Annotated in this window: 23 protein-coding genes; all 23 read right to left on the bottom strand. The window is 52.6% G+C overall.

Annotated elements, in window-relative coordinates:
- Nucleotides 1-313: 313 nt before the first annotated feature.
- The gene (locus D1641_RS04325; RefSeq protein ID WP_160663166.1) at nt 314-778 is read right to left on the bottom strand and encodes a hypothetical protein; all 465 of its coding nucleotides are present in this window, start codon (nt 776-778) and stop codon (nt 314-316) included.
- Nucleotides 779-789: 11 nt separating this feature from the next.
- Complete coding sequence (locus D1641_RS04320; protein ID WP_160663165.1) at nt 790-969, bottom strand: hypothetical protein; 180 nt, start codon at nt 967-969, stop codon at nt 790-792.
- 241 nt (nt 970-1,210) lie between these two features.
- The gene (locus tag D1641_RS04315; protein ID WP_160663164.1) at nt 1,211-3,466 is read right to left on the bottom strand and encodes a DUF6273 domain-containing protein; all 2,256 of its coding nucleotides are present in this window, start codon (nt 3,464-3,466) and stop codon (nt 1,211-1,213) included.
- Nucleotides 3,467-3,481: 15 nt separating this feature from the next.
- Entirely contained in the window at nt 3,482-4,267 is a 786-nt protein-coding gene (locus D1641_RS04310; protein ID WP_160663163.1) for a putative phage tail protein, read from the bottom strand.
- Nucleotides 4,268-4,278: 11 nt separating this feature from the next.
- Nucleotides 4,279-5,514, bottom strand: coding sequence for a baseplate J/gp47 family protein (locus D1641_RS04305; protein ID WP_160663162.1), 1,236 nt, complete (start codon nt 5,512-5,514; stop codon nt 4,279-4,281).
- Entirely contained in the window at nt 5,514-5,915 is a 402-nt protein-coding gene (locus tag D1641_RS04300) for a DUF2634 domain-containing protein (protein WP_160663161.1), read from the bottom strand. Before D1641_RS04300 ends, D1641_RS04305 begins: the two co-directional genes overlap by 1 nt.
- Nucleotides 5,912-6,316 carry a DUF2577 domain-containing protein gene (locus D1641_RS04295; protein ID WP_160663160.1) on the bottom strand — a complete coding sequence of 135 codons (405 nt, stop codon included), beginning with the start codon at nt 6,314-6,316 and terminating at the stop codon, nt 5,912-5,914. Before D1641_RS04295 ends, D1641_RS04300 begins: the two co-directional genes overlap by 4 nt.
- Complete coding sequence (locus tag D1641_RS04290) at nt 6,309-7,268, bottom strand: hydrolase (protein ID WP_160663159.1); 960 nt, start codon at nt 7,266-7,268, stop codon at nt 6,309-6,311. Before D1641_RS04290 ends, D1641_RS04295 begins: the two co-directional genes overlap by 8 nt.
- A gap of 17 nt (nt 7,269-7,285) precedes the next feature.
- Nucleotides 7,286-7,942 carry a LysM peptidoglycan-binding domain-containing protein gene (locus D1641_RS04285; protein WP_243149254.1) on the bottom strand — a complete coding sequence of 219 codons (657 nt, stop codon included), beginning with the start codon at nt 7,940-7,942 and terminating at the stop codon, nt 7,286-7,288.
- An 11-nt stretch (nt 7,943-7,953) separates the two neighbouring features.
- A complete protein-coding gene (locus D1641_RS04280) occupies nt 7,954-10,578 on the bottom strand; it encodes a hypothetical protein (protein WP_160663157.1) in 2,625 nt (874 codons plus the stop codon).
- A gap of 245 nt (nt 10,579-10,823) precedes the next feature.
- Complete coding sequence (locus D1641_RS04270; RefSeq protein WP_160663156.1) at nt 10,824-11,255, bottom strand: phage portal protein; 432 nt, start codon at nt 11,253-11,255, stop codon at nt 10,824-10,826.
- A gap of 76 nt (nt 11,256-11,331) precedes the next feature.
- A complete protein-coding gene (locus tag D1641_RS04265) occupies nt 11,332-11,790 on the bottom strand; it encodes a phage tail tube protein (protein WP_160663190.1) in 459 nt (152 codons plus the stop codon).
- Nucleotides 11,791-11,832: 42 nt separating this feature from the next.
- Nucleotides 11,833-13,179: a phage tail sheath C-terminal domain-containing protein gene (locus D1641_RS04260; RefSeq protein WP_160663155.1), complete on the bottom strand. Its 1,347-nt coding sequence runs from the start codon at nt 13,177-13,179 to the stop codon at nt 11,833-11,835.
- Nucleotides 13,179-13,391, bottom strand: a complete 213-nt coding sequence (locus D1641_RS04255) for a hypothetical protein (RefSeq protein ID WP_160663154.1) — start codon at nt 13,389-13,391, stop codon at nt 13,179-13,181. Before D1641_RS04255 ends, D1641_RS04260 begins: the two co-directional genes overlap by 1 nt.
- A 4-nt stretch (nt 13,392-13,395) precedes the next feature.
- On the bottom strand, nt 13,396-13,824 hold the full coding sequence (locus D1641_RS04250) for a DUF6838 family protein (protein ID WP_160663153.1): 429 nt from the start codon (nt 13,822-13,824) through the stop codon (nt 13,396-13,398).
- Nucleotides 13,824-14,405 carry an HK97 gp10 family phage protein gene (locus D1641_RS04245; protein ID WP_347707385.1) on the bottom strand — a complete coding sequence of 194 codons (582 nt, stop codon included), beginning with the start codon at nt 14,403-14,405 and terminating at the stop codon, nt 13,824-13,826. The genes D1641_RS04250 and D1641_RS04245 overlap by 1 nt, the downstream gene beginning before the upstream one ends.
- Complete coding sequence (locus D1641_RS04240) at nt 14,387-14,755, bottom strand: hypothetical protein (RefSeq protein WP_160663152.1); 369 nt, start codon at nt 14,753-14,755, stop codon at nt 14,387-14,389. Before D1641_RS04240 ends, D1641_RS04245 begins: the two co-directional genes overlap by 19 nt.
- On the bottom strand, nt 14,749-15,135 hold the full coding sequence (locus tag D1641_RS04235; RefSeq protein WP_160663151.1) for a hypothetical protein: 387 nt from the start codon (nt 15,133-15,135) through the stop codon (nt 14,749-14,751). Before D1641_RS04235 ends, D1641_RS04240 begins: the two co-directional genes overlap by 7 nt.
- 19 nt (nt 15,136-15,154) lie before the next feature.
- A complete protein-coding gene (locus D1641_RS04230; RefSeq protein WP_160663150.1) occupies nt 15,155-15,478 on the bottom strand; it encodes a hypothetical protein in 324 nt (107 codons plus the stop codon).
- Nucleotides 15,479-15,492: 14 nt separating this feature from the next.
- Complete coding sequence (locus D1641_RS04225) at nt 15,493-16,473, bottom strand: DUF5309 family protein (RefSeq protein WP_160663149.1); 981 nt, start codon at nt 16,471-16,473, stop codon at nt 15,493-15,495.
- A 42-nt stretch (nt 16,474-16,515) separates the two neighbouring features.
- On the bottom strand, nt 16,516-17,163 hold the full coding sequence (locus D1641_RS04220; protein WP_160663148.1) for a phage scaffolding protein: 648 nt from the start codon (nt 17,161-17,163) through the stop codon (nt 16,516-16,518).
- A 138-nt stretch (nt 17,164-17,301) separates the two neighbouring features.
- Nucleotides 17,302-17,454, bottom strand: a complete 153-nt coding sequence (locus tag D1641_RS19110) for a hypothetical protein (protein ID WP_201757236.1) — start codon at nt 17,452-17,454, stop codon at nt 17,302-17,304.
- A complete protein-coding gene (locus tag D1641_RS04215; RefSeq protein WP_160663147.1) occupies nt 17,455-19,230 on the bottom strand; it encodes a minor capsid protein in 1,776 nt (591 codons plus the stop codon).
- Between the last annotated feature and the right edge of the window lie 34 nt (nt 19,231-19,264).

Below are 19,264 nucleotides of genomic sequence, written 5' to 3'. Positions count from 1 at the left end.
CACCATGCAAGAAGCGTCCGTGTAAGGGCATCAAAGGGCAGTTTTAGGGATTTCCACCCAGGGGAGTACAACTCCTTTTACATCGGTTGTCTTTCACCTGAAAACTGAAAAGCCGGTTTTCCGCTACTCCATGTAACCGTGTATATTTGCAAAATCCGGGCCGCACACCCGCCGAATAGTAGGCGTTATTGTTGTTGTTGTTGCCGTCAGTCCACACGCAGGGGAAGGCATTGGTACTGTTGTAATCAGGGGAACGGCACCACCACCAAACCGCCGAACGACACATTTTCAGTTGCACACCCAATTTTTGAACTTAACTTTTCAACCTCTGTCCAACACTCTTTATGGCTCCTTTCAAAAGTTCGTTTTCCTTGTCGATCAGTTCCCCAAGGCTTTGGGCCATCTTGTCCAGCTTTTCTTCAGCGTCTTTGGGTTTCACGGGTTTTCCCGCCGCCGTGGTAAAGCATCCTTCCGGGTTCTGATTGCAAATCAAATAACAATGCGTCAACCGAACGTCTAACGCCATTAGGGAAGCCCGTGCTTCAAGCAAGTGGGCCTTCCTCATTTCCACCCGCTGAATATCAGAAGGGAAAATACTGTTGGCCTTTTCCACATGGTCAATGATTTCCCCGGCCAGCTTTGCAACCGGTTCAGCTAACAGGCGGGAATATCGGGCAGAAAGGCGGGTCAGGAAATTCAGGGTTTCGACATAGATTTGATTGGCGGTGTTGATGAATTCCGCCTTGCTTGTAGTTCGCTTTTGCTTCAGTACGGACATAGTTTCATCCCTTATTCTGCTTCTTCAACCCTGATTGGGCCGTGTTCCCGTTCAACATCTTCAAGATGTTTCAAAAGCACAAATTCAATGTAATTTGTCAAGGATCGGTGTTCATTGGTCGCTAAAACACCAATCTTGTCAAACACTTCATTTGACAGACGCAAGGTGAACACCCGCTTATCTGTTGCCATAGTTCAACCCCCTAAATATTGCATAGGGGCATTATATGACTATTTTTTGCTTTTGTATGCTGTCAAAAACCTGTCAAGTGATAGCATTTTAGGCCGAACAGGGAAAAGGGCAAAAATCAAAAATTTTCGCGGGCGCTTACGCGCCCGATATGTTCCGGCCCTTGCGGGCCGGTTTTTGTTGGGGCCGTCCTGTCCGCCCCCTTGCGGGGGCGGGAGGGGGCCGGGATAGCTCTGCGGAGGATTAGACGGAAAAGCCGGGCCGCACACCCGCCGAATAGTAGGCGTTAATGTGGCCGTAGCTGCCGCCAGTCCACACGCAGGGGAAGGCACTGGTACTGTAGTAATCAGGGGAACGGCACCACCACCAAACCGCCGAACCGGTGTTCGTATGATTATAAGCAATCCTGGAGTTGCCAGCTTTGAAATAATCATACTGCTGTTGATAATTTTGTTCGGCGCTATTTGCATAGCTTCTGGTTCCGAACACTTCAAATTCTGCCAGAAGGAAAAGATAATCCGTGGTGGCGGTGACAGAAGAAGCGTTGTTTTGGTTATTGCCGGTGTTGTCGGTGTATTTGGTAGTGGTTTTCAGGTTGTTCCGCAAATCAGCCGGTAACGCCGCCATCAGACTGTTGGCCGGGGGATTGGCGGGGCTTCCGCTGTTGCCCAAAACATCCTTCCGCATATAGCTTGCGTTCCAGCCACCGGCGTTGCTGTTGCTCTTGTTCATACGGAAACCGGCATCCGTCCCGGTGTTGTTATACTTGCTGTCACACAAGGCCACGTCTTTTCCGCTGATCTTACCAATCAGGAAATGAATACGGTTGCCGCCTTCCCTTGTGGCGTTGTGGTTGAACCCGATAATGAAGGCGTTCACAGTCAGGTTGGAGAAAGTGAAGCCTTGCACCATGCCATTCAAAATGAGGGACTTGCTATCACCCACGGCCCAATAGTTGGCCCCGGTTCCAGCGTCAGACGCTTCCTTCACCGTGGCCCAACTGTTACTGTTCAGGGTCTTGGTGGGCAAAGTCACCGTTACGGAACACGTTTTGTTGGCGGGGGCGTTGTAGTTGGCTCCTTCACCCACGCTGACAGTGATCGTGGCCGATCCTGCGGCCTTTCCGGTCACAGTAATGATATTCCCCGACACGCTCACAGAAGCCACGCTGGGGGCGCTGGAAACGGCGGAAATGGCCCCATTCCCGGCCCGTGTTGCCGTGATCGTGCTGGACAGTGTGGCGGCGCTCAAAGTCATAGAAGTTTTATTCAGGGTCAGGCTTCCCGCCGCCTTGCTGATTATCCAGTTGACCGTTTTTGCCGTAGTGCTTCCATCCGGCCATTGGTAGTTCGGGCCGGTGGTGAAGGTGGCCGGATATGTACCGGCATCGGTTCCGGTGGTTGTTCCGCCAATGCTCATTTTGGCGGTATCATATCCGCTCCAAGTGGGGCTTTGCGCCTGTCCGGTATAGGCCGGATTTCCGCTTTGAGTGGGCACGGCCACGGTAGCCCGTCCAATCGTCCAAGGAACCGTCTTGGGGGTTTTCGTGCCATCCGCCCAAGTATAGCCTTCTTTCAAGGTGAAAATAGCGTTGTAGGTTCCAGCATCCGTTCCGCTGGTTTGGCCGCTGATTTCCAAGGTAGACGGGTTGAAGCTGTTCCAGGAAGGGGTCAGAACGCCGCCTGTATAGGTCAAGGTTCCGTTTTGCGTGGGCACCACGTCCACCGTAAAGGCGATCTTGGAAATAGCTTCAGCGGCCTTGTCAGCGGCTTCTTGGGCATTTTTTACCGCTTGCCGAATATCGGCATGGGCTTGTTCATCCTCATTATGGGCGGAAACAGCACCGGCCCCGCCGCCAGCGGATTTCCAATTCCCTTCATCGTCTTTCACCTGAAGTTCATCATTGTTGAACCGCAACCCATGAACCCCTTCAGCATCGGTGACAGAAGTGGAAATGTGCCCCTTGCCGCCGCCTTCACCCATACCAATGAAAAGTTCAATTTCACTGATCTGTTCCTGCAAATACTGAATATCGCCAATCGTGGCGATAGCGGCGGGGTTTACTTCCAAATTCACCTGATCGGCGTTGCCAACCGTGGTGACAAGCTGGATATAGGCCCCGGAAACCGTGATCCCGTTATAGGGCGGCATATAACAGTTCCCGGACAGTTCCACACAGGCGGCATACAGGATTTCCCCATCATCGGGATCACGGGCATACAAGCCCAAAACCCTCATGTGATAGCCCACAGTCAACTTCATGTTGCTGAAGGCGGTTTCCACCTTGACTGCCACTTCATTTGTCCGGGACTTGCGGGAAACTTCCGCTTCCTGCATGATCCCGTTCAGGCTGTCCAGGCTTTCCAGTTCTTCCACCTGATATTCCGCATCAGAAGCGGCAACCTTGGTGAAGTCAATGTCCGTGGCCGTGCCCGCAAGCATTTTGGCGATCAGGGCTTGGCCCTTTTTGGTCACTACCAGCTTAGAAAATTCAGCCAACTTTGTTCAGTCCTTTCATTCATCATTTACCCCAATGAAATCCGCCGTAGCAACACCGGCCCCAATGGAACCGGCCCCGTTTATCGTGAAATGTTCATTGAAGTCATTGGTAATCACCACCGTTGCGCTGTTCACAGTTCCGCCGCCTTGACGGGCTGAACCCTTGACCGTGTGAACCTCTTGACTGTCATTTGTGATAAACAAGGTTTCCACGCCGGGGGCCGTGCCGCCAATCATGGCCGTTCCCTGGATAACAGGGCGTTCCCGCCAATCGTTGGTGATAAAGAAAAATTCCGCCACGCATACCCCACAGGCAATAGGGATAAGCCCTTCAGCGGAACAGGTCAATTTGTTCCCGGCGTTAATCGCAATATTCATGGGAACAATGTTGTTAATCAGGTATTCCAGCCCTTCAATTTGACCGCTTGCGCCCCAATGAGTGGTGATTGATAAAAAATAGGTTCCGGGTTCAAGGGTCAGTTCAAAGGGTTCACCATCGGAAATGGCTGTCAGCATTTGGGCCAGAACCCGGATCGTATAGGGAACAAAATTGTTCAGCTTTGCTTTGATCCGTGCCCTTCTGGTTTCCAGGGTGTCAGTTCCCTTTGGGAAAATCTTCAGCATCTTTTCCCATCGGCTCAAACCATAGTCTAAAGCCGTGTCAACAAACTGATTGACAAAAACTTCTTCTTGTGCGTCCCACGCCAATTCAAATTCCGGTTGTTCCCCGGTAGTGATCCCTTGATATTCCCGAAATTCCCGGACTTGATAGGGCAAGTAGTTGATCAGCTTTCTTTCCATTCCTTCACCCCTTATGCCCCGGCAATCGTGGCCGTTTCCGCTGTCATGGCTCCAAGGATCGGAATGGTGTCAATCGGCAAATTATAATTTGCCGCCACCCCATTGATTTTGGTGTTGGCAACATCTAAAATCCCCGGAACATTTAACAGGCGGCTTTCAAGCTGACTAACCCGGACAATCAGGGCTTCTTCCTGATCCGCCCACCCCTGGGCCATTTCCAGGAAGTAGCCGTTGACGGCTTCTTCAGCGTAGGGCTTCACATCGTCCCATGTCCACCCCCGCTGATAGTACAGGGAAAACGCCAAATCCAGCGTTTCCGGGGCCACAGGGAACACCTTCACCACATGGCCGATAGGTGCAATACCCACCCCTTCCCCGGCGTTCTGCGTGGGGTCTATGGCCGTCTGAACGGTATTAACCAGGGTGTCAGACGGAGTGGAAAAAGTGCTGTCAATGATCACCAGCTTGACGGTGCCGCCAACGGTCAAAAGGCTGTTCTTTCCGGCGTGGTAAACCACTTGTAACCACGTCAAAATATTGGGGGGAACGCCGGTCAAGGAATCCAGCCATTCCCCGGCTTCTTCCGGGGGCATCAGTTCAGAAGGGGCAATATCGCTATTCCATGCCCTGTATACCTTCACGCCGCCCACGCCGGGGATAGCGTTCACCTTTTGTAAGTAGTCCGCCCGATTGCCGCCGAACGCCTGAAGGTTCAGCCCGTCAAAATACCGTTGCCGGAAAACCTCTGTATCTTCTTCATCTTCGCCGGGAATCAGGCGGGCCGTGATTTGGCACGTTTCCAACCCTTCTATGTATTCAATAGGGATCACGGTTGCCCCGTATTCATTCCCGGCTTCCCCAAGGGTTTCACAGGTGATTTCATACACCCCGCCGCCAACCTCTTTGGAAACATAATAGTTCAGTTCCCCGATGGAAAACCGTTCCCCCATGGGAAGGGAAAGATCAGCCGGGGTGATCGTCATTTCCAACACGGCGGGGGTGGCCGGGGTGGGAGAAAGGCCCCTTTCCTTTGCCCGCAAAATCAGATATTCCCGGCTTGCGGTATCGGCAAAGGTTTCCTGAAGGATGTTGTCAAGGGCAATATACAGGTTTTGAAGTTCCACGGCGGCGGGCGCTTCAGCCAGAAATAGAAGGGAACCTTCCCGGCTGTCCAGGTTTTTGTTATGGGTCAGCGCCCGTTCCATCATCCGTTTGATCAGCCCATCATAGGTGATATGTTCATACATCAGATTTCCACCGCCTTTTCCACATTGATATTGCCAAAAATGCTGATCACGGTGAAGGTGGTCAACACCTTCCGTTTGTTCAGTTCAAATTCAAAGTTTTCAACCGCCGTGATCCTATCATCTTGAAGAAGAGCTTCCCTGATCCGGCGTTCGATTTCAGGAATACAATATTCCGGGTCTTTGCCAATCAGGTTTTGCAATTCCACGCCGTAATCCCAAGAGAAAATCAACCATTGATAGCGTTCAGTGGTCAGGATCAGGAACACGGCCTGTTCTACGGCCTGGATTTGGTCAATGGTGCCGGTGATTGTTTTCCAATCGTGATCCATTTTCAGGGTTCGGCTTGGAAGCGTGGTGAAAACAAAATCTTGCCGTAGATCGTCCCCGTTTTGCGGGATCATAGCCATTCCCCCTTCAGTTCAGGAATCGGCTTGATCCGGTCAAGCACCACAAACCGCTTGCCGCCTTGCACCCGTCCCAAAACCACTTCATCCCCCACGATCAGGGCGTTGTGGACTTTGAACTTTTTCTTCCCCTTGTATTCGTGGTTATGGGACGCGAACGCCGGATCACCGGAACCACCGGCCCGGTTTTCCGTGATATGGCTCACCGTCATATCAACTTCAAAATCAGTGACGTTTCGGGTCAGGATCAGCATTTTTTCCGTGTAAATGGATTTTGCGCTAACCTGGATTTTCAGGGGGGAAACAGAAATCACCTTCCCGAACAGGTATTGAACCGGCTTGGTGGCTTCCACAGCTTCCACGGCGGCTTGCTTTACAAGTTCAACAGCGTTAGGCAACAAATTCACCCCCAACCAATGTTAAATCCATCATGTTTTCATCTTCCTTGAATGTGAAAACCACCTTTTCCGCCATCAAATATTGATTGGCGATAATGTCACCTAAGTTCAAGGAAACCATGACAGCAGAACCCGCCCGAATATCCGGGCGGGCAAAAGCGTTTTTGATTGTCAGCTTGCGGGTTTTACGGTCATAATGGGCCAGCATGGCTTCCGCCTTTGCGGCGGCTCCCGTTGCGGTCTGAATTTCTTCAAAATACTGAAGAACACCCCATTGGTTGATCTTCTCCCCGTCCTGGGCCACATACAGTTCCCGCTTGCCGGTCTTTTCATTGTTGAAGGCCAGCTTGATCTTGTTATAGGTGGCATCGTCAATGCTGGAAGAATAGCTGAAGTTTTCCGCCGCTTCCATGTCAATCAGAAGGTTGGTTTTCATGGAATTTATGTCTTTCAGTGTCAGGCTTCCAACATCATCATACAGGACATATAGCTTCCCGGTGTTCAACAGGGTTTCGTCAAGGGCGTTCTGGATCATGTCGAATAGGGTTTGGTTTTCTTCCACCACGGTTTCCATGGTGTAGCCGGTATCTTCCACGGTTCCAAGGTTCAACCGAAAATCCGTGGCGATCCGCTTTAGAAGATCGGAAGCCTTCAGCCCTTCTTCCGTGATCGTGTCCTTGTTCTTCAGATAGCGCAGTTGGTCATAGGCCGTCACATCAATGGTGCCGTCCTTATCCCGGCTTTTGATGAACACGAACCCATAGAACATGGGGGTTCCGTCCAGGGTCAGCTTTACGGGATCACCTTCCTGGAAGTTCAGCTTGGAATCCTTCACAACGGTGAAGGTCAGCTTGCCGGGGGTGCCCTTTCGCTCCAAAGTCAGCTTTGCGCCTTCTACCACGGCGGGATATTGAATTGTTGAACCGTGTTGAATCAAGATTTCAGCGCCCAAAGGAACACCCCCTTCAGTCAGGGCATGGTTAGAGATTGGCCGGAATAAATCAGGTTGGGGTTCTTGATTTTATCCTTGTTCAGTTCATAGATTTCTTTCCAGCGGGAACCGTCCCCCAACTGCTTCTTTGCGATATTCCACAAGCAATCCCCGGATTTCACGGTGTAGTTCGCCGCTTTGGGGGCGCTGGTTGTTTCCCGTGGGGGTTCTTGTACCGTGGCGGTGGCCGGTTGGGACGGGGCCGAGGAAGGGGTGATCTGAACCGTTTTAGTGCCAAAGGCCCGGTATTGTTTCAGCTTGACCGAAACGGTCAGATCAAAGCCTTCTTTGGCATCGTCCGTAATTTGGTAATCTTCCAGGCCAACGGTCAGATTGGAATAGAACAGGGCCACCCCGTCCGGGCGGCTCCTGTTCAAAATCCATTGAAACGGGGTCTTGCTTTGCTTCAGCCGTTCAAACAGGCTCAAATAATAATCGGCGCTTTGTGCGCCGCCGTTGGTGAACGGATAGGGAACTTGGGGAAGAACCACGTCAAAGGAAACGTCTGTCAGCTTTGCTTCCTTCAGGATGTTGATTTCTTCCCCGCTGATCAGGGTCAGGGTCTTGTTCTGATTGTTGATTTTCACCTTCACTTTGGAAGGGGTAATGGGCATTAAAGCCCCGGCAATGTACATTTTGTAAGCCATTATTCATGTACCCCTTCCGCCGAAACATCCAGCTTTTCCGCAAAGTCGAAACAGAAGGCTTCCATAACCCCATCAAGGTCAGTGTCCTTGGAAATGTGGTTTTCATTGTGCTGTTCCACTTTGATTTCCGCCGTGGTGTAACGGTTGATTGCTTCCCGTTCGGCAATATCTTTCATCCACGCCAAATCTTCATCCATATAGTCCAGCGTGTCAGCGGCGGCGGCAGTATTGGCGGCGGTGTCCCCGGTGTTGCCATATACCCCATCCAGGGTGTTTCCAAGATTAAAAGCGTCCAGGGAATCCAGGCCCATTTCATCCAGGGTGGGGGTCTTGAACAATCCGCCGATGGTATCTTCAATTCCTTCACCGAATTTGTACCCAAGATCAAAGGCTTGCCCGTACTCGAACCGGCCCAACTTCATATCATCGGCGTTCATTTTCTCCATGACTTCTTCACCCTTGCCAAAGGTTTCATCAACCCATCCACCAAGGGAATCACGCCAGCCTTGAACCGCCCCGGCCAAATTGGAACCGAAAATGGCATCAATGGCACCGGCCAAAGTTTGAAGTACACCAAGAACCGTGTCCGCCAAATCAAAGAACAGGCGGGCCACGGCTCCAACGGGATCAGTGAATACGTTTCCGATGAAGTTTGCCACGGTGGCAACCAAATTGTAGATCAGCACGAACACGTCAACGGCGATATTCCACAGGGCCACGAACAGGTTCCCGATGAAGGCAAGCGCCGCCATAAATGCGCCGCAAATTATACCGGTGGCGGAAACGCTGGTTCCGGCAAATTTGTTGACCGCCGCCACGGCGGCATAGAACACGGCCACCAGGGCAATCACCAGCATGACGATCCACATAATGGGACAAGCGTACAGGGCCGCATTTAGGCCATATTGGGCCGATGTTTCGGCAAAGGTGGCCCCCGTTGCCATCATAGTTGAAGCGGCCTTTACCTGTTCGGCAAAGGCGTGGGCATGAAGTAAAGCCGTGGAAATTCCGGTGATTGTGTTCACGGCCAGTTGTGCCCCATAGTAAACCAACAGCGCCGCCGCAACCCCGCCAATAATCGGGCCAATCCAGCCCCAATTATCCACGATAACAGAAGCCACATTCAGGGCGGCTTCTGCAATCCAGGTCAGCACAATGATCAACCCGGAAACGCCATCAGAAAACACCGTCAAAAGTTGTTCAATTTGGGGGAAATGTCGTTCAAATACGTCAAAAAATTGCAAGGCGGCGGGGTAAACCCGGTTTCCCAACACTTCCCGCAAATCACCAAAGCGGTTCTGGAATTGAATGATTTTCCCTTCAGGGGTGTTGGACATGGCTTCATACAGGCCATCCCAACTTTCCGCAATAATGCTATTGATCACCGTTGCCGCCCGCATATCTTCCGACATGGATTGATAATCTTCACCCAAGGCTTCCACATATTGGGCGTGGGTGGCGGTGCCTTCAATCACGGCTTTTTGGGCATCCGTGAATTCAAAGCCCTTCTTGGTCATAGCGTCATAGGCACCGGTCATGATCTTACCAAGATTGGTGGCATAGTCCACCATGGCGGTTGCATCAATGGCCCCGCCCCCGGTCATGCCCATGGCGTAGTTGGAAAGGGTGTCCATCATGGACATAATGGCTTCAGCGTCCGAAAAGTAGGTGGCGAATTCAGCGGCACCGGCAATCATGGCTTCATCACCGTAAATGCCCCGGCCCTGAATTTCAGACGCTTTGGCGGTGATAGCGTCATAGGCGCTGATTGCTTGGGAATTGTCCACGGCCACAGTGGCGGTGATCGTGTTCCCGTCCACAGTATTGACGAAATCATCATAGGCCGCAACAGCCCCGCCCGTGTTCAGGGCCAGGGCGGCTTCCATGTTTCCCGGCTGATCCGGGCCATTCAAAAGGAGGGTGTTCTGAATGGTGTTCCCGTCCGTCCGGTTAGCCCAATCGTCATATTCCATGGCGGCTTGCATGGCTTCCCCATTGTCCAGATTCAAGGTCGTGTCAATGGCCGAACCATCAAGCCTATTGGAAACCCGGTTGAACCGGTTTAAGGCGTTTATAGCATTGGAAGTGTCAACAATGACTTGGGGACTGTTCAACGCTTCCAAATTATTTTCAATATTATTCAGGGTTTTTACTGCATCCCCGGTGTCAACTGTAACGGGGATTTCAATATCTTCAACACCCATGTTCGCCAAAACCGCTTTTAGCTGGTTTTCGGCGTTGCGTTGGGTGTCGGCCAGCTTCATATTTTCTTGCGCCCATCCAAGGGCCGATTTCACCCCGGCGATACTCACCACGGTTGCCAAAATGCCCTTCAGCTTGCTTCCCAAAGAATCAGCGGCGTTGGCTCCTTCCCGAACACTACCGTTGAACTGATCCTGGGCCTGTTCGGCTTCCCGGATGTTCTGTTCCATCTGATCCAGTTGACTTCCGGCCCTTGCCAATTCTTCACGGGCTTCCTGAATGGCGGAAGTGTCGATCACGTTCCCGGAAGCGTCTTGAACCGCTTCAAAGCTATTCAGAACAATGTTCAAGGCCGTGTGAATGTTCTTCAGGGGGGCGCTCATTCCGTCATACAGGGACAGGGCGCTTTTAATCGTAGCCATAGGATCACCACCTTAAAAATCCGCCTTGCGGCGGAAGGGTCAGTGTTTCCGGCCCTTCCGCCCGCCACGGCGGTTTTTGCGTTCAAGTTCTTTCGCCTTCTGCTTTTCATGCTCCACCCGTTCATCAATGGCGGCGATCACAAAAGCCCGCTCCTTCCGGGGCAAGGCGAAAAATTCATGGGGTAAAATGTGAAGTTCGTGAAGGCAATAGTAACAGATGTTTGCTTCCCCATCACCTTCACGAATTAGTTTTTTGCTTCGTCAACCTCATCCTGAAGGGTGGTGTCAAACCCGCAAACCTCTTGCACCTTGGAAACGTATTCGGCGTATTCGCCGGGGGTCAGCATGGCCTTCAGAAGTGCTTCCCCGCCCATGACGTGATAGCTGTTCTGAAGATCGGCGTTGTTCAGGTCAGGGAACACCGTACAGGCCACGGCCAGCTTCCCAAGGTACATATCATAGTCGGTTTCCCGCTGATACTGGTTCTTCTTGCCGGGGACGGGAACCCGCTTGGCGCAAGCCTTCCGCAAGGCTTCATCTTCCGTGGCGGAAATGGTCTTGATCTCCCACAGCATGGGCTTCTTCTTTTCATCCAGGAACCGGGGGGAAGCGGGGAACTTGATGTGATCCACCGTCAAGGCGTTTTCCGCCAAAAATGCGGACAGGGTGTTACTCATTGTTGAATTCCTCCTGTTTATTGAAAGTTAATATTCAACCCCCGCCCGCTGAACGTGGGCGGGGGCTGGTGTCCGGTTAAACCATGCCATCCAAGTGATTAAACACTTCCGGCATCTCGAAATCCTCAAAGGTGAAGTCCATATCTTCATCCAGATATTCAGCGTCAGCGTCAAACTTTGCCAGAAGGGCGCTGTCGATGTTGCAATCCTTCAGAATGACGGTTTGCCGTCCAGCGGCGGACGTGGGATCTTCGTTGGTGATCTGAATGTCGAAATACACGTCCACGCCGGTGTTCTTGTACCGCTCCATCATTTGGCGGAAAATGGACGTGTTATAGTGGAACGTGGCGGAACCAGTGCCCTTCCAGCCGGTGGCCTTGTTGCCCTTGCCGGTCTTGCCCAAAATGGGAACTTCCGTCTTGTTCTTCTCGAAATGGGCTTCCAGGTTGATAGCCTGCATGAAGTTATACCGCACATCGTCAATGGTGACGAAACACTCCGCAAGGGCCGCAAAGACGGAATCCTTGGGGTGCATGATCGGCGTTCCATTCCAGTTCAAGGTTTATTCCCTCCCTTCTTACTGAACCCAAACAACCATGTAAAGCTGTTCCATGGCGTTGATCGGGGAAACGTAGTCCGTAACGGCAACGGCCTTTTTGGTGTCACCCTTTTCAACCGTCACGTCCTCCGGGCTGAAGTTCTCAATGGCCCGGATAGACTGAAGCTGCTGGTGGTGCTTTACAATGTCGTTCCACAGGCTGATCCGTCCGGGCGCATCATTGGGAACCTTGCCAATATACTTCTTGCCGAACAGAACGGCAATATCATTGGCGATCTGATCCAGAACCCGGATCGTCTGGTTGCTGGAAAAGTCCCCGGATTTTTCGTCCGTGATGGAAATGAAGCTGTTAATGTCGGTCAGGACATTCACCTTTTCATCTACCATGTGGAACATGAAGGAACCTTCCTTGATCCCGTTTTCCAGTTCCGTCTGACTATACCGGGTGTCGATGGTGTATTCCCCATCATAGTTCTTGTTCGTGGCGGACTTGTTCACGGCGGTTCCGGCCACCACGCCCGTCACCCACGGGATCAGGGCGGCGGTTTCTTCATCCTCACCGTCCAGGCCGTTCTTGACGCTCACAACGCCTTCATAGTCCGCAAGGTGGTTAGATACCACCACCTGGAACTTCTTGCCCACATCGTCCCGCATACGCTTACAGAAGGCCGCATACAGGCCCTTGATAATGGGATCGGTGGACATACACCCCATGGCGTTGAAGTTGTAGCCTTCCGCCTGATCAAGATAGAACTGGTGGGCCGCATCTTCCACGGCTCCATCCTCACCACCGGTCAGGGGCATGGAAGCGGTCAGGGCCAAAGTGCCGCCCTCATTCCACACCACGAAATCATTGTCCTTCAGATCGGTGATGGTAGAAACCTTCTCTTGCCGGTCAACGGGCACGATCCCAAGGTAGGTGGAAACGTCATACACGGGGTTTTCGTCCGTGTATTCTTCCGCCGCTTCAATCACGATCCGCACATCGTTCCCCCGCACACCGGGATATTTGGCGGTAGCAATCGGGGTGGGAGTTTCCCCCGGCCCCAAGGTGCAAACGGCCTTTTTGCCGTCCATGTTCAGGCGGTAGAAGTGAACGGTTTTCGCCGTCTTGAAAATCTCCCGCATGGGCAAAAGTTCCGGGGCGGTGTAGGCGTAGCCGAAAATTTTCTGACTGTTCTTGATGAAGTCGGCCAACTCCACCGTGAACATCTTCCCTTCAGGCCCCCAACTCATAGGAAGGGCAATCGTGGCATAGCCACGATCAGACAGGGTGGCGCTTGCGTAGGGGACGGAAATGAAATTGATATAAGCGCCGGGAAGAATTTTGTTCTGCACCAGGAAGGTGCCGCCACCAAGGGCCATTAGTTATTCACCTTGCCTTTCTTCCCTTTCGGGGTCATAAAGTCCCGGATCACGGCTTCCACCTGATCCATGGTGTACCGCTGGTTTTCATTCAGCTTGACCGTCAGAAGATCACGGCGGGTACTGAACTTCTTAAAGGTCAAAATCTGTTCCTTGCTATACGTCACCGGGGCCTTCTGTTCGGTGCCTTCAGCAGCCTTTTTAGTAGCCATCAAATCACCCTTTCTTTGTGTGTTGGTCGATCTCCAAGGTTTCCATGGTGGGAAGTTCCTTGGGAATGTTTACGATCATGTTGTAGTTCACGAAAAAATGAAGAACGCCTTCCACCACTTCATAGCTGATAGACGTGCCCCGTAACATATCCCCGTTGGGAAGGGTGATATATCGCAACCCAAACATCAGGTATTCGGCCACGTTGTACAGTTCTTCATTGGTGCCGCCGTCCTTGGGGAAATAGTGAATATCAAACGGGTTCCGCCAAATGGCCCGATCCCCAAGAAGGGGTTTCTGTTCAGGCTTCAGCGTGGCAATAAAAAAACAAGGTTCTGTAAAACCTTGCTTCACATCGTTTTTGTAAACCCTGAATTCACTTCCAAAGGTGGTGCCCAACGCCTTTGCAATTCCCGTGATAATGTCATTCAGCATCAGAACACCCCCTTCAACAGCGTGTAAAGTTTCTGTTCCAGAAGGGCCGGAAGCTGGGCTTCCAATTCCTGTTCGGAAATGGTCAGCATGAAGCGCCCTTTCACCCAACTTGCCTTTAGGCTTTTGCCCAAGGCGGGGACGTAGCGCCCCGGTCTTTGACGGTGGCCGAATTCAACGTAGGACGCATATTCCGTGGCGTTCACCACGGTCACAATGTAGGTGTTGCCCACCTTTTCCACCGGGAGAATCACCCACGCATCCCGCAAGGTGCCCCCGGTATACCCGGCCCAATACTGTTGGTATATGGCGCTTTCCCGGCTTGCAAACTTGCGCTTCTTGCCGCTTGCGCCAATCACGGTGACGGTGCTTTTTTTGTTGTCGTAAATGTCTTTAGGCACTACCCCAACAGGAGTGCGCTTTTTGACTTTCTCCAACAGACGGCCCGCAATATCGGCGGCGGCTTCCCGGCAAAACCGGTCAAAATCCACCTGTTCCAGTTTGGCAAGCCGTTCTTCCAAGTCCTTCAGGGCTTGAAAATCAGCTTTGCCCCAACGCCGCCCCATCAGGCCCACCCATTCCACAGGGCCAGGGTGATTTCCTGGTGGTTGGTGAACACCCCGGCTTCCCCGCTTTGGGAATAGGTGAATTCCCGTTCAAGTTCATTGAAACGGTGAACCACGATTTTACAACCGGGCGGGATCACCACATCCGGGGACAGAAACAGCTTCACGCCTTGGGCCACGGTGGCAACGTGGTTTTCATCGGTGGTGGTCAGGTTTTCAAAGGACAGCTTGCATGGCTGATCTTCCAGAAGCGGCACTTCCTGAAAGTCAGTCAGGTTGGTGTCAGGATCGGTGACTTCCTGTTTAACATAAAAAGAACACCGATCCTTCCACAACCGTTCCAGGGCCTTCCGGTGGGCGTTCACCACACCAACCGCCTATAACGGATGAATTCACGGGTTCTGTCACGGGTCAACCGGGAAATCAGCACTTCCAACCGCTGTTCCGGTGTCAGGCTCCCTTCACCCACGGCAAAAACCGTGTTGGTGTCACCTTCCTGGATTTGCTTAATTGCCGCTTCAAAATCCAGGCCGTTCATGTCAAGCTGTCCGGCGTTCTTCTTAAAGGTCAGATATTCCCCAACCACCAATTCCACAGATACCCAATGCAAGCCTTCCGGGATTTCCTGTTGGTTGGTTTCATTTTTCACCCGTTCGGTCACGCTGTTGATCAAATAGGGAAGGAACGGATCATCCCCGGCCCCGGCAACGCCCAAGGCTTCCAGAAAAGCAACCGCATCTTCCAACATGGGCGTTCACCCACCTTTCTTATTCGCCGCCCTGATCTTCTTCAGGGGTGGGCAACGGCTCCACGGCCCGGATAGCGGCCAGGATTTTCCCCTTGTTATTGGGAACCCCGGTCAGGTCGATCCCGTGATCCTGGGCATAGGCGATCAGTTCCTTGTTGGTCATACCGGCCAGGGGGTCAGGATCAGCGGCGGGGGCTTTCCCCTCCACCGTGTAACCCTGTTTCTTCAGGTATTCGGCATCATCAGCGTTGTCGGTGTAGCCAACGCCGTTGCGGAAATTGACAATGCACTTCCCGCCCCGGTACACGGCCCCAAACCTCTGTTTTCCCATGATCTTGAACATTATTGAAGCCTCCCTTACGGCTCAACACTTGCGCCGCTGTCCTTCAGGCCGGTAATAGAACCGTGAAGGAAGGCGGGGCCGTGATCCAGGCCGATTTCACCATAAATCTGCTTGCGGTCAGAAGCGCCCACCTTTGCCAAATCTTCCAGGAACAAAACGCCCTTGCCGGGAACGTCCTGGAACACAGGCGCACAGGCGGACACGTCAAACAGGCCGATGGAACCGGGCTTCATAAACGGGTTGTAGCAGATACCCATTTCAAAGAAGTCACTTTCCAACTTCTGAATGTTCATACCGCCCACGGTGCGGGTCTGGGGGGTGTTGTAACCCACCTGCTTTTCATACAGGGTGGTGATCCGCTGTTTCTGTTCGGAACCACAGAACAGAACCATGTTCCCGAAAAAGGCCCCGGCATCCGCCATAGCCTTGAAGAACTGCTTCAGCAGATCAACGGACAGTTCAGCGCCGCCAGCGTCAATGTGGGTGCCGGTGGAACAAAGTTCCATCATGCCACGGGTCTTGTTCGCTTCGTTCACGGCACTTGCTTCCGCATAGGTGCCGTTCAGGAAGGTGTGTTCCACGTCACGGGCGATCTTTTCCAGGCGGCGGGCGATCTGCCAATCCAGTTCAGAAGTGGGGTTGGCTTGCGCCCCGGCGGGGATCAGGCCGGACAGCTTGCCCCGGTTGGCCTGTTTGGCGTAGGTGATGGAAATGGTTTCGTGGAAAATCTGCGTCACGTTGTACTTCTGCTCACGGGCAATCGCCGTGGCGGTGGGGGCCGTTTCGGAAGCCTGTTCCGAAATCTCCGGCTGGGCGGGTTCGGGGAACTCATACAGTTGCCCGGTGATGAAGCGGTCATTATCAGTCTTGCGGCCCCCAGACAGCCCGCCGATCATGGACAGGAAGGGGGTTCGGGTGGGGGAAGCGGTGAACAGTTCCCCGGCGAAATTGGGCAGATTGAAAGTGTTGCCGGTTCCGGTTACGATGTCAGGCATAGTTAAACATCCTTTCTACATTGTGATTTTGTGGGTGGGGGATTAGTACAGTTCCACACCATCAGCGGCGGCTTCCCGTTTAATTGCCACGGCAAGGGCGGAATTCCCGGCCTTCCGGGCATCCGCCAACCGGGTTTCATAGGTGCCCGCTTTGGTGGTGGGGTTCACGCTGGTGCTTCCAGCGGGGGAAGCGCCGGAAATGGTGGTTGTCTGTTGGGCGGTATCATCAGCCTTAAAAAGAAAGCTGGTTCCTTCGGTCTTTGCCAGCTTGCCGATCTCATCCGCAAGGCCCCGGATCGTTCCATCATCGTCCAAGGTGGCCTTCTCCATGAAAGCCGTCAACAGGGGCTTGACGGTGGCGGGGTTAATGGCCTTGGCATCGGTCAGGGCCTTTTCCAAGGCGTTATCCATCTTGATTTTCTGGATTTCCTCGGCGTGGGCCTTGTCCTTGGCGGCGTTGTCGGCCTGAAGCTGGGTGATCTGTTCCTGAAGGGCGGCGGCATCGGCCCCGGACGTTTTCAGGGCGTTCAACTGCCCATCCCGCTCGGTGATCGTGGCCTTGGCGGTTTTCAATTCCTCGTTTACCTCATTGAACCGGGTCTTGGTCACAAAGGAACCGTTCAGGCCCTCCATAACCTTTGTTGCCTGTTCTTCTGTCAGGCCCATAGCCATCAAACTTTCTTTGGTCATGCTGGTTTACCTCCAATCAAATTTCCTGTTTTTCCGTGGGTAGGAACCACGATTTTGAACCGTTTACTTTTCCACCCACACGGTTCCAACGGGTGAAGGTGGTATGAAAAAACCACCACCGGCCAGGGCCGGGGTGGTCTATTCAACGATATTCTGTTCAGCGTTCTTCTTCAAACGCTCCATGTAGGCTTCAAATTCTTCCACCACTTCAGGCGGTGCCCCCGGCTTTAAGTGCCAGTTGTCGGTTTCCGGGACAAAGAATTCACTTGTAAAAAATCCAGGCATCGGCATTTATTTCTTCCATCCTTTCATCAGTTCGGTTAATTGCCGCCCAAATTCCGCCGCAACCGGGCGGGGGTTTGGACTGTCCAGCCATTCACAGAAACATTCCGCAAACCATTCTTGGGCATCTTGGGTGGCGTAGCCGGACACGGCGCTTCTTGCATCGGAAACCTTCAGCCCACAAGCCTTCATCACCCTGGGCCGCAAGTAGGCGGAAACCGTCTTTGGTTTCCAACCTTGCATCCCAACCAAGTGTTCCGTGTGGGAAAGAAAATCGTCAACGGCATGGCCGAATTCATGTGTAACCACAGAACGGAAGGTGGTGTTGGCCGGGTGGAAGCCCGCCGCAAGGTCATGTTCATACATCCGTGTGATCTTTTCAAAAGAACTGAAATAGCTGGTATTGATCCCAACCCCGCCACGGCCCAAACCAAAGGAACATTGGGCGTAACACCCACCGGACAGCTTGGAAGCGTTGATCGAATTCAGTTCACCAACAAAATCAGGCAACTTGGAAAAGAGATTGTCAACAGACTTGTAAACCTCTTTGGCAACATCCAGATCACAGCCTTGAAGGCTCAAAAGCTGGTTCCCATCGAATGGGGAACCATCGGGCAAGGTGGTTTTGTAGAACCACCCCTTTTCCCTCATAAGGGCTTCCACTTCTTCAACCGTGGTGCAATCATCCACAGTCTTTTCCGCCTTGGGCTTCATTGTAGCACCAACAGCGGCGGCGGTCAATCCGGCCTTGCTTCCACCGTCCACAAAGGTTTTCTTCCAGGTCTGATAATTCATGCTGGAAGGCACATAGTAGACTTCATTTTCAGCGTTCCGGGCGATCCGCTTTCCGTCCATATCCTCATAGTGGGGGCACGTTGTCCCCCGGCAATTCGGGTGGAAAGGTGGAACCGTCACGCCGGGTTCATATTGGGATAGGGGGATCACCGTTCCATCCAGGCCCCCGCAAAGGTCACAGGTGTGACGGTCAAGGGTTTCAAGGATTTCAATTTGTTCAATCCCCAAGTCTTTATATGTTTCCCGGCTTGCCTGGGCGTTGAAATAGGTGGTTTCAGTATGGGCCAGCCTTCCGGCCTTATACCGGGACACACCGAACTTGTTCTTAATGTTGTCGGTAATCTTCTGAAGTCCGTCACCCCTCAAAAGCCCTTGGGTCAAGGTGCTTTGAACACCGGAAACCAGATTGGCCTTGTTTTCCCAACAGCGATCCCGGAAGGTCTTTCCGTCCGCCGTCCAGGGCCTTGAAAGTAAAGTTTCAAGTTTCTGCTGGTTCAGGGCGGTTATATCCCACCCCAACCCAAAGCCCTTCTGGATTTCAAAGGCGGTGTGGGTGTAGCCGTTGGAAACCACATCCTTCAACAGCTTATCCAGGCCGTCAAGCTGTCCGCCATACAGAAGTTCCATTTGCTGTTGAATTTGAAGCTGAATAGTTTCAAGGCGGCTGATATGGAACCGGGCGGAAGCGTTTTCCAGCTTCTTCAACCATTCCGGGGACAAATTGGCCTGTTCCCCAATCTTGATGTATTGATCCACCGTCCATCTAAATTCTTCCATTTGGCCGGTTGTCAACATCTTCCGGGCATCGGTCAAACTGATCCCATTATTGGTAGCAAAGCGCCCATACCACCGTTCCAGGTCAGCTTGAACGGTGCGTTCAGCGTCCCGGTATATGGTTTCAAGGTCGCTGATATAGGAATTAGCGTTCTGGTGGGCGGCATCGGCCAGAATGGAGAACCGGCCCCGCCAATAGTCAGCACTTTTTGACATGGGCCGATCCTCCCTTCAGCGTCTGTTTCTGCCC

Source organism: Colidextribacter sp. OB.20 (assembly GCF_009911595.1).
Taxonomy (GTDB): Bacteria; Bacillota; Clostridia; order Oscillospirales; family Oscillospiraceae; genus Lawsonibacter.
This window is presented reverse-complemented; position numbering and strand designations above follow the sequence as displayed.

Coding starts and splice junctions, on each gene's coding strand:
- D1641_RS04310 (WP_160663163.1), bottom strand. CDS start 4,267: ATGGAAAGAAAGCTGATCAACTACTTGCCCTATCAAGTCCGGGAATTT.
- D1641_RS04285 (WP_243149254.1), bottom strand. CDS start 7,942: ATGTACATTGCCGGGGCTTTAATGCCCATTACCCCTTCCAAAGTGAAG.
- D1641_RS04305 (WP_160663162.1), bottom strand. CDS start 5,514: ATGTATGAACATATCACCTATGATGGGCTGATCAAACGGATGATGGAA.
- D1641_RS04260 (WP_160663155.1), bottom strand. CDS start 13,179: ATGGCCCTTGGTGGCGGCACCTTCCTGGTGCAGAACAAAATTCTTCCC.
- D1641_RS19110 (WP_201757236.1), bottom strand. CDS start 17,454: ATGCCGATGCCTGGATTTTTTACAAGTGAATTCTTTGTCCCGGAAACC.
- D1641_RS04280 (WP_160663157.1), bottom strand. CDS start 10,578: ATGGCTACGATTAAAAGCGCCCTGTCCCTGTATGACGGAATGAGCGCC.
- D1641_RS04250 (WP_160663153.1), bottom strand. CDS start 13,824: ATGCTGAATGACATTATCACGGGAATTGCAAAGGCGTTGGGCACCACC.
- D1641_RS04300 (WP_160663161.1), bottom strand. CDS start 5,915: ATGATCCCGCAAAACGGGGACGATCTACGGCAAGATTTTGTTTTCACC.
- D1641_RS04225 (WP_160663149.1), bottom strand. CDS start 16,473: ATGCCTGACATCGTAACCGGAACCGGCAACACTTTCAATCTGCCCAAT.
- D1641_RS04220 (WP_160663148.1), bottom strand. CDS start 17,163: ATGACCAAAGAAAGTTTGATGGCTATGGGCCTGACAGAAGAACAGGCA.
- D1641_RS04320 (WP_160663165.1), bottom strand. CDS start 969: ATGGCAACAGATAAGCGGGTGTTCACCTTGCGTCTGTCAAATGAAGTG.
- D1641_RS04265 (WP_160663190.1), bottom strand. CDS start 11,790: ATGCACCCCAAGGATTCCGTCTTTGCGGCCCTTGCGGAGTGTTTCGTC.
- D1641_RS04235 (WP_160663151.1), bottom strand. CDS start 15,135: ATGTTGGAAGATGCGGTTGCTTTTCTGGAAGCCTTGGGCGTTGCCGGG.
- D1641_RS04270 (WP_160663156.1), bottom strand. CDS start 11,255: ATGAGTAACACCCTGTCCGCATTTTTGGCGGAAAACGCCTTGACGGTG.
- D1641_RS04255 (WP_160663154.1), bottom strand. CDS start 13,391: ATGGCTACTAAAAAGGCTGCTGAAGGCACCGAACAGAAGGCCCCGGTG.
- D1641_RS04325 (WP_160663166.1), bottom strand. CDS start 778: ATGTCCGTACTGAAGCAAAAGCGAACTACAAGCAAGGCGGAATTCATC.
- D1641_RS04230 (WP_160663150.1), bottom strand. CDS start 15,478: ATGTTCAAGATCATGGGAAAACAGAGGTTTGGGGCCGTGTACCGGGGC.
- D1641_RS04215 (WP_160663147.1), bottom strand. CDS start 19,230: ATGTCAAAAAGTGCTGACTATTGGCGGGGCCGGTTCTCCATTCTGGCC.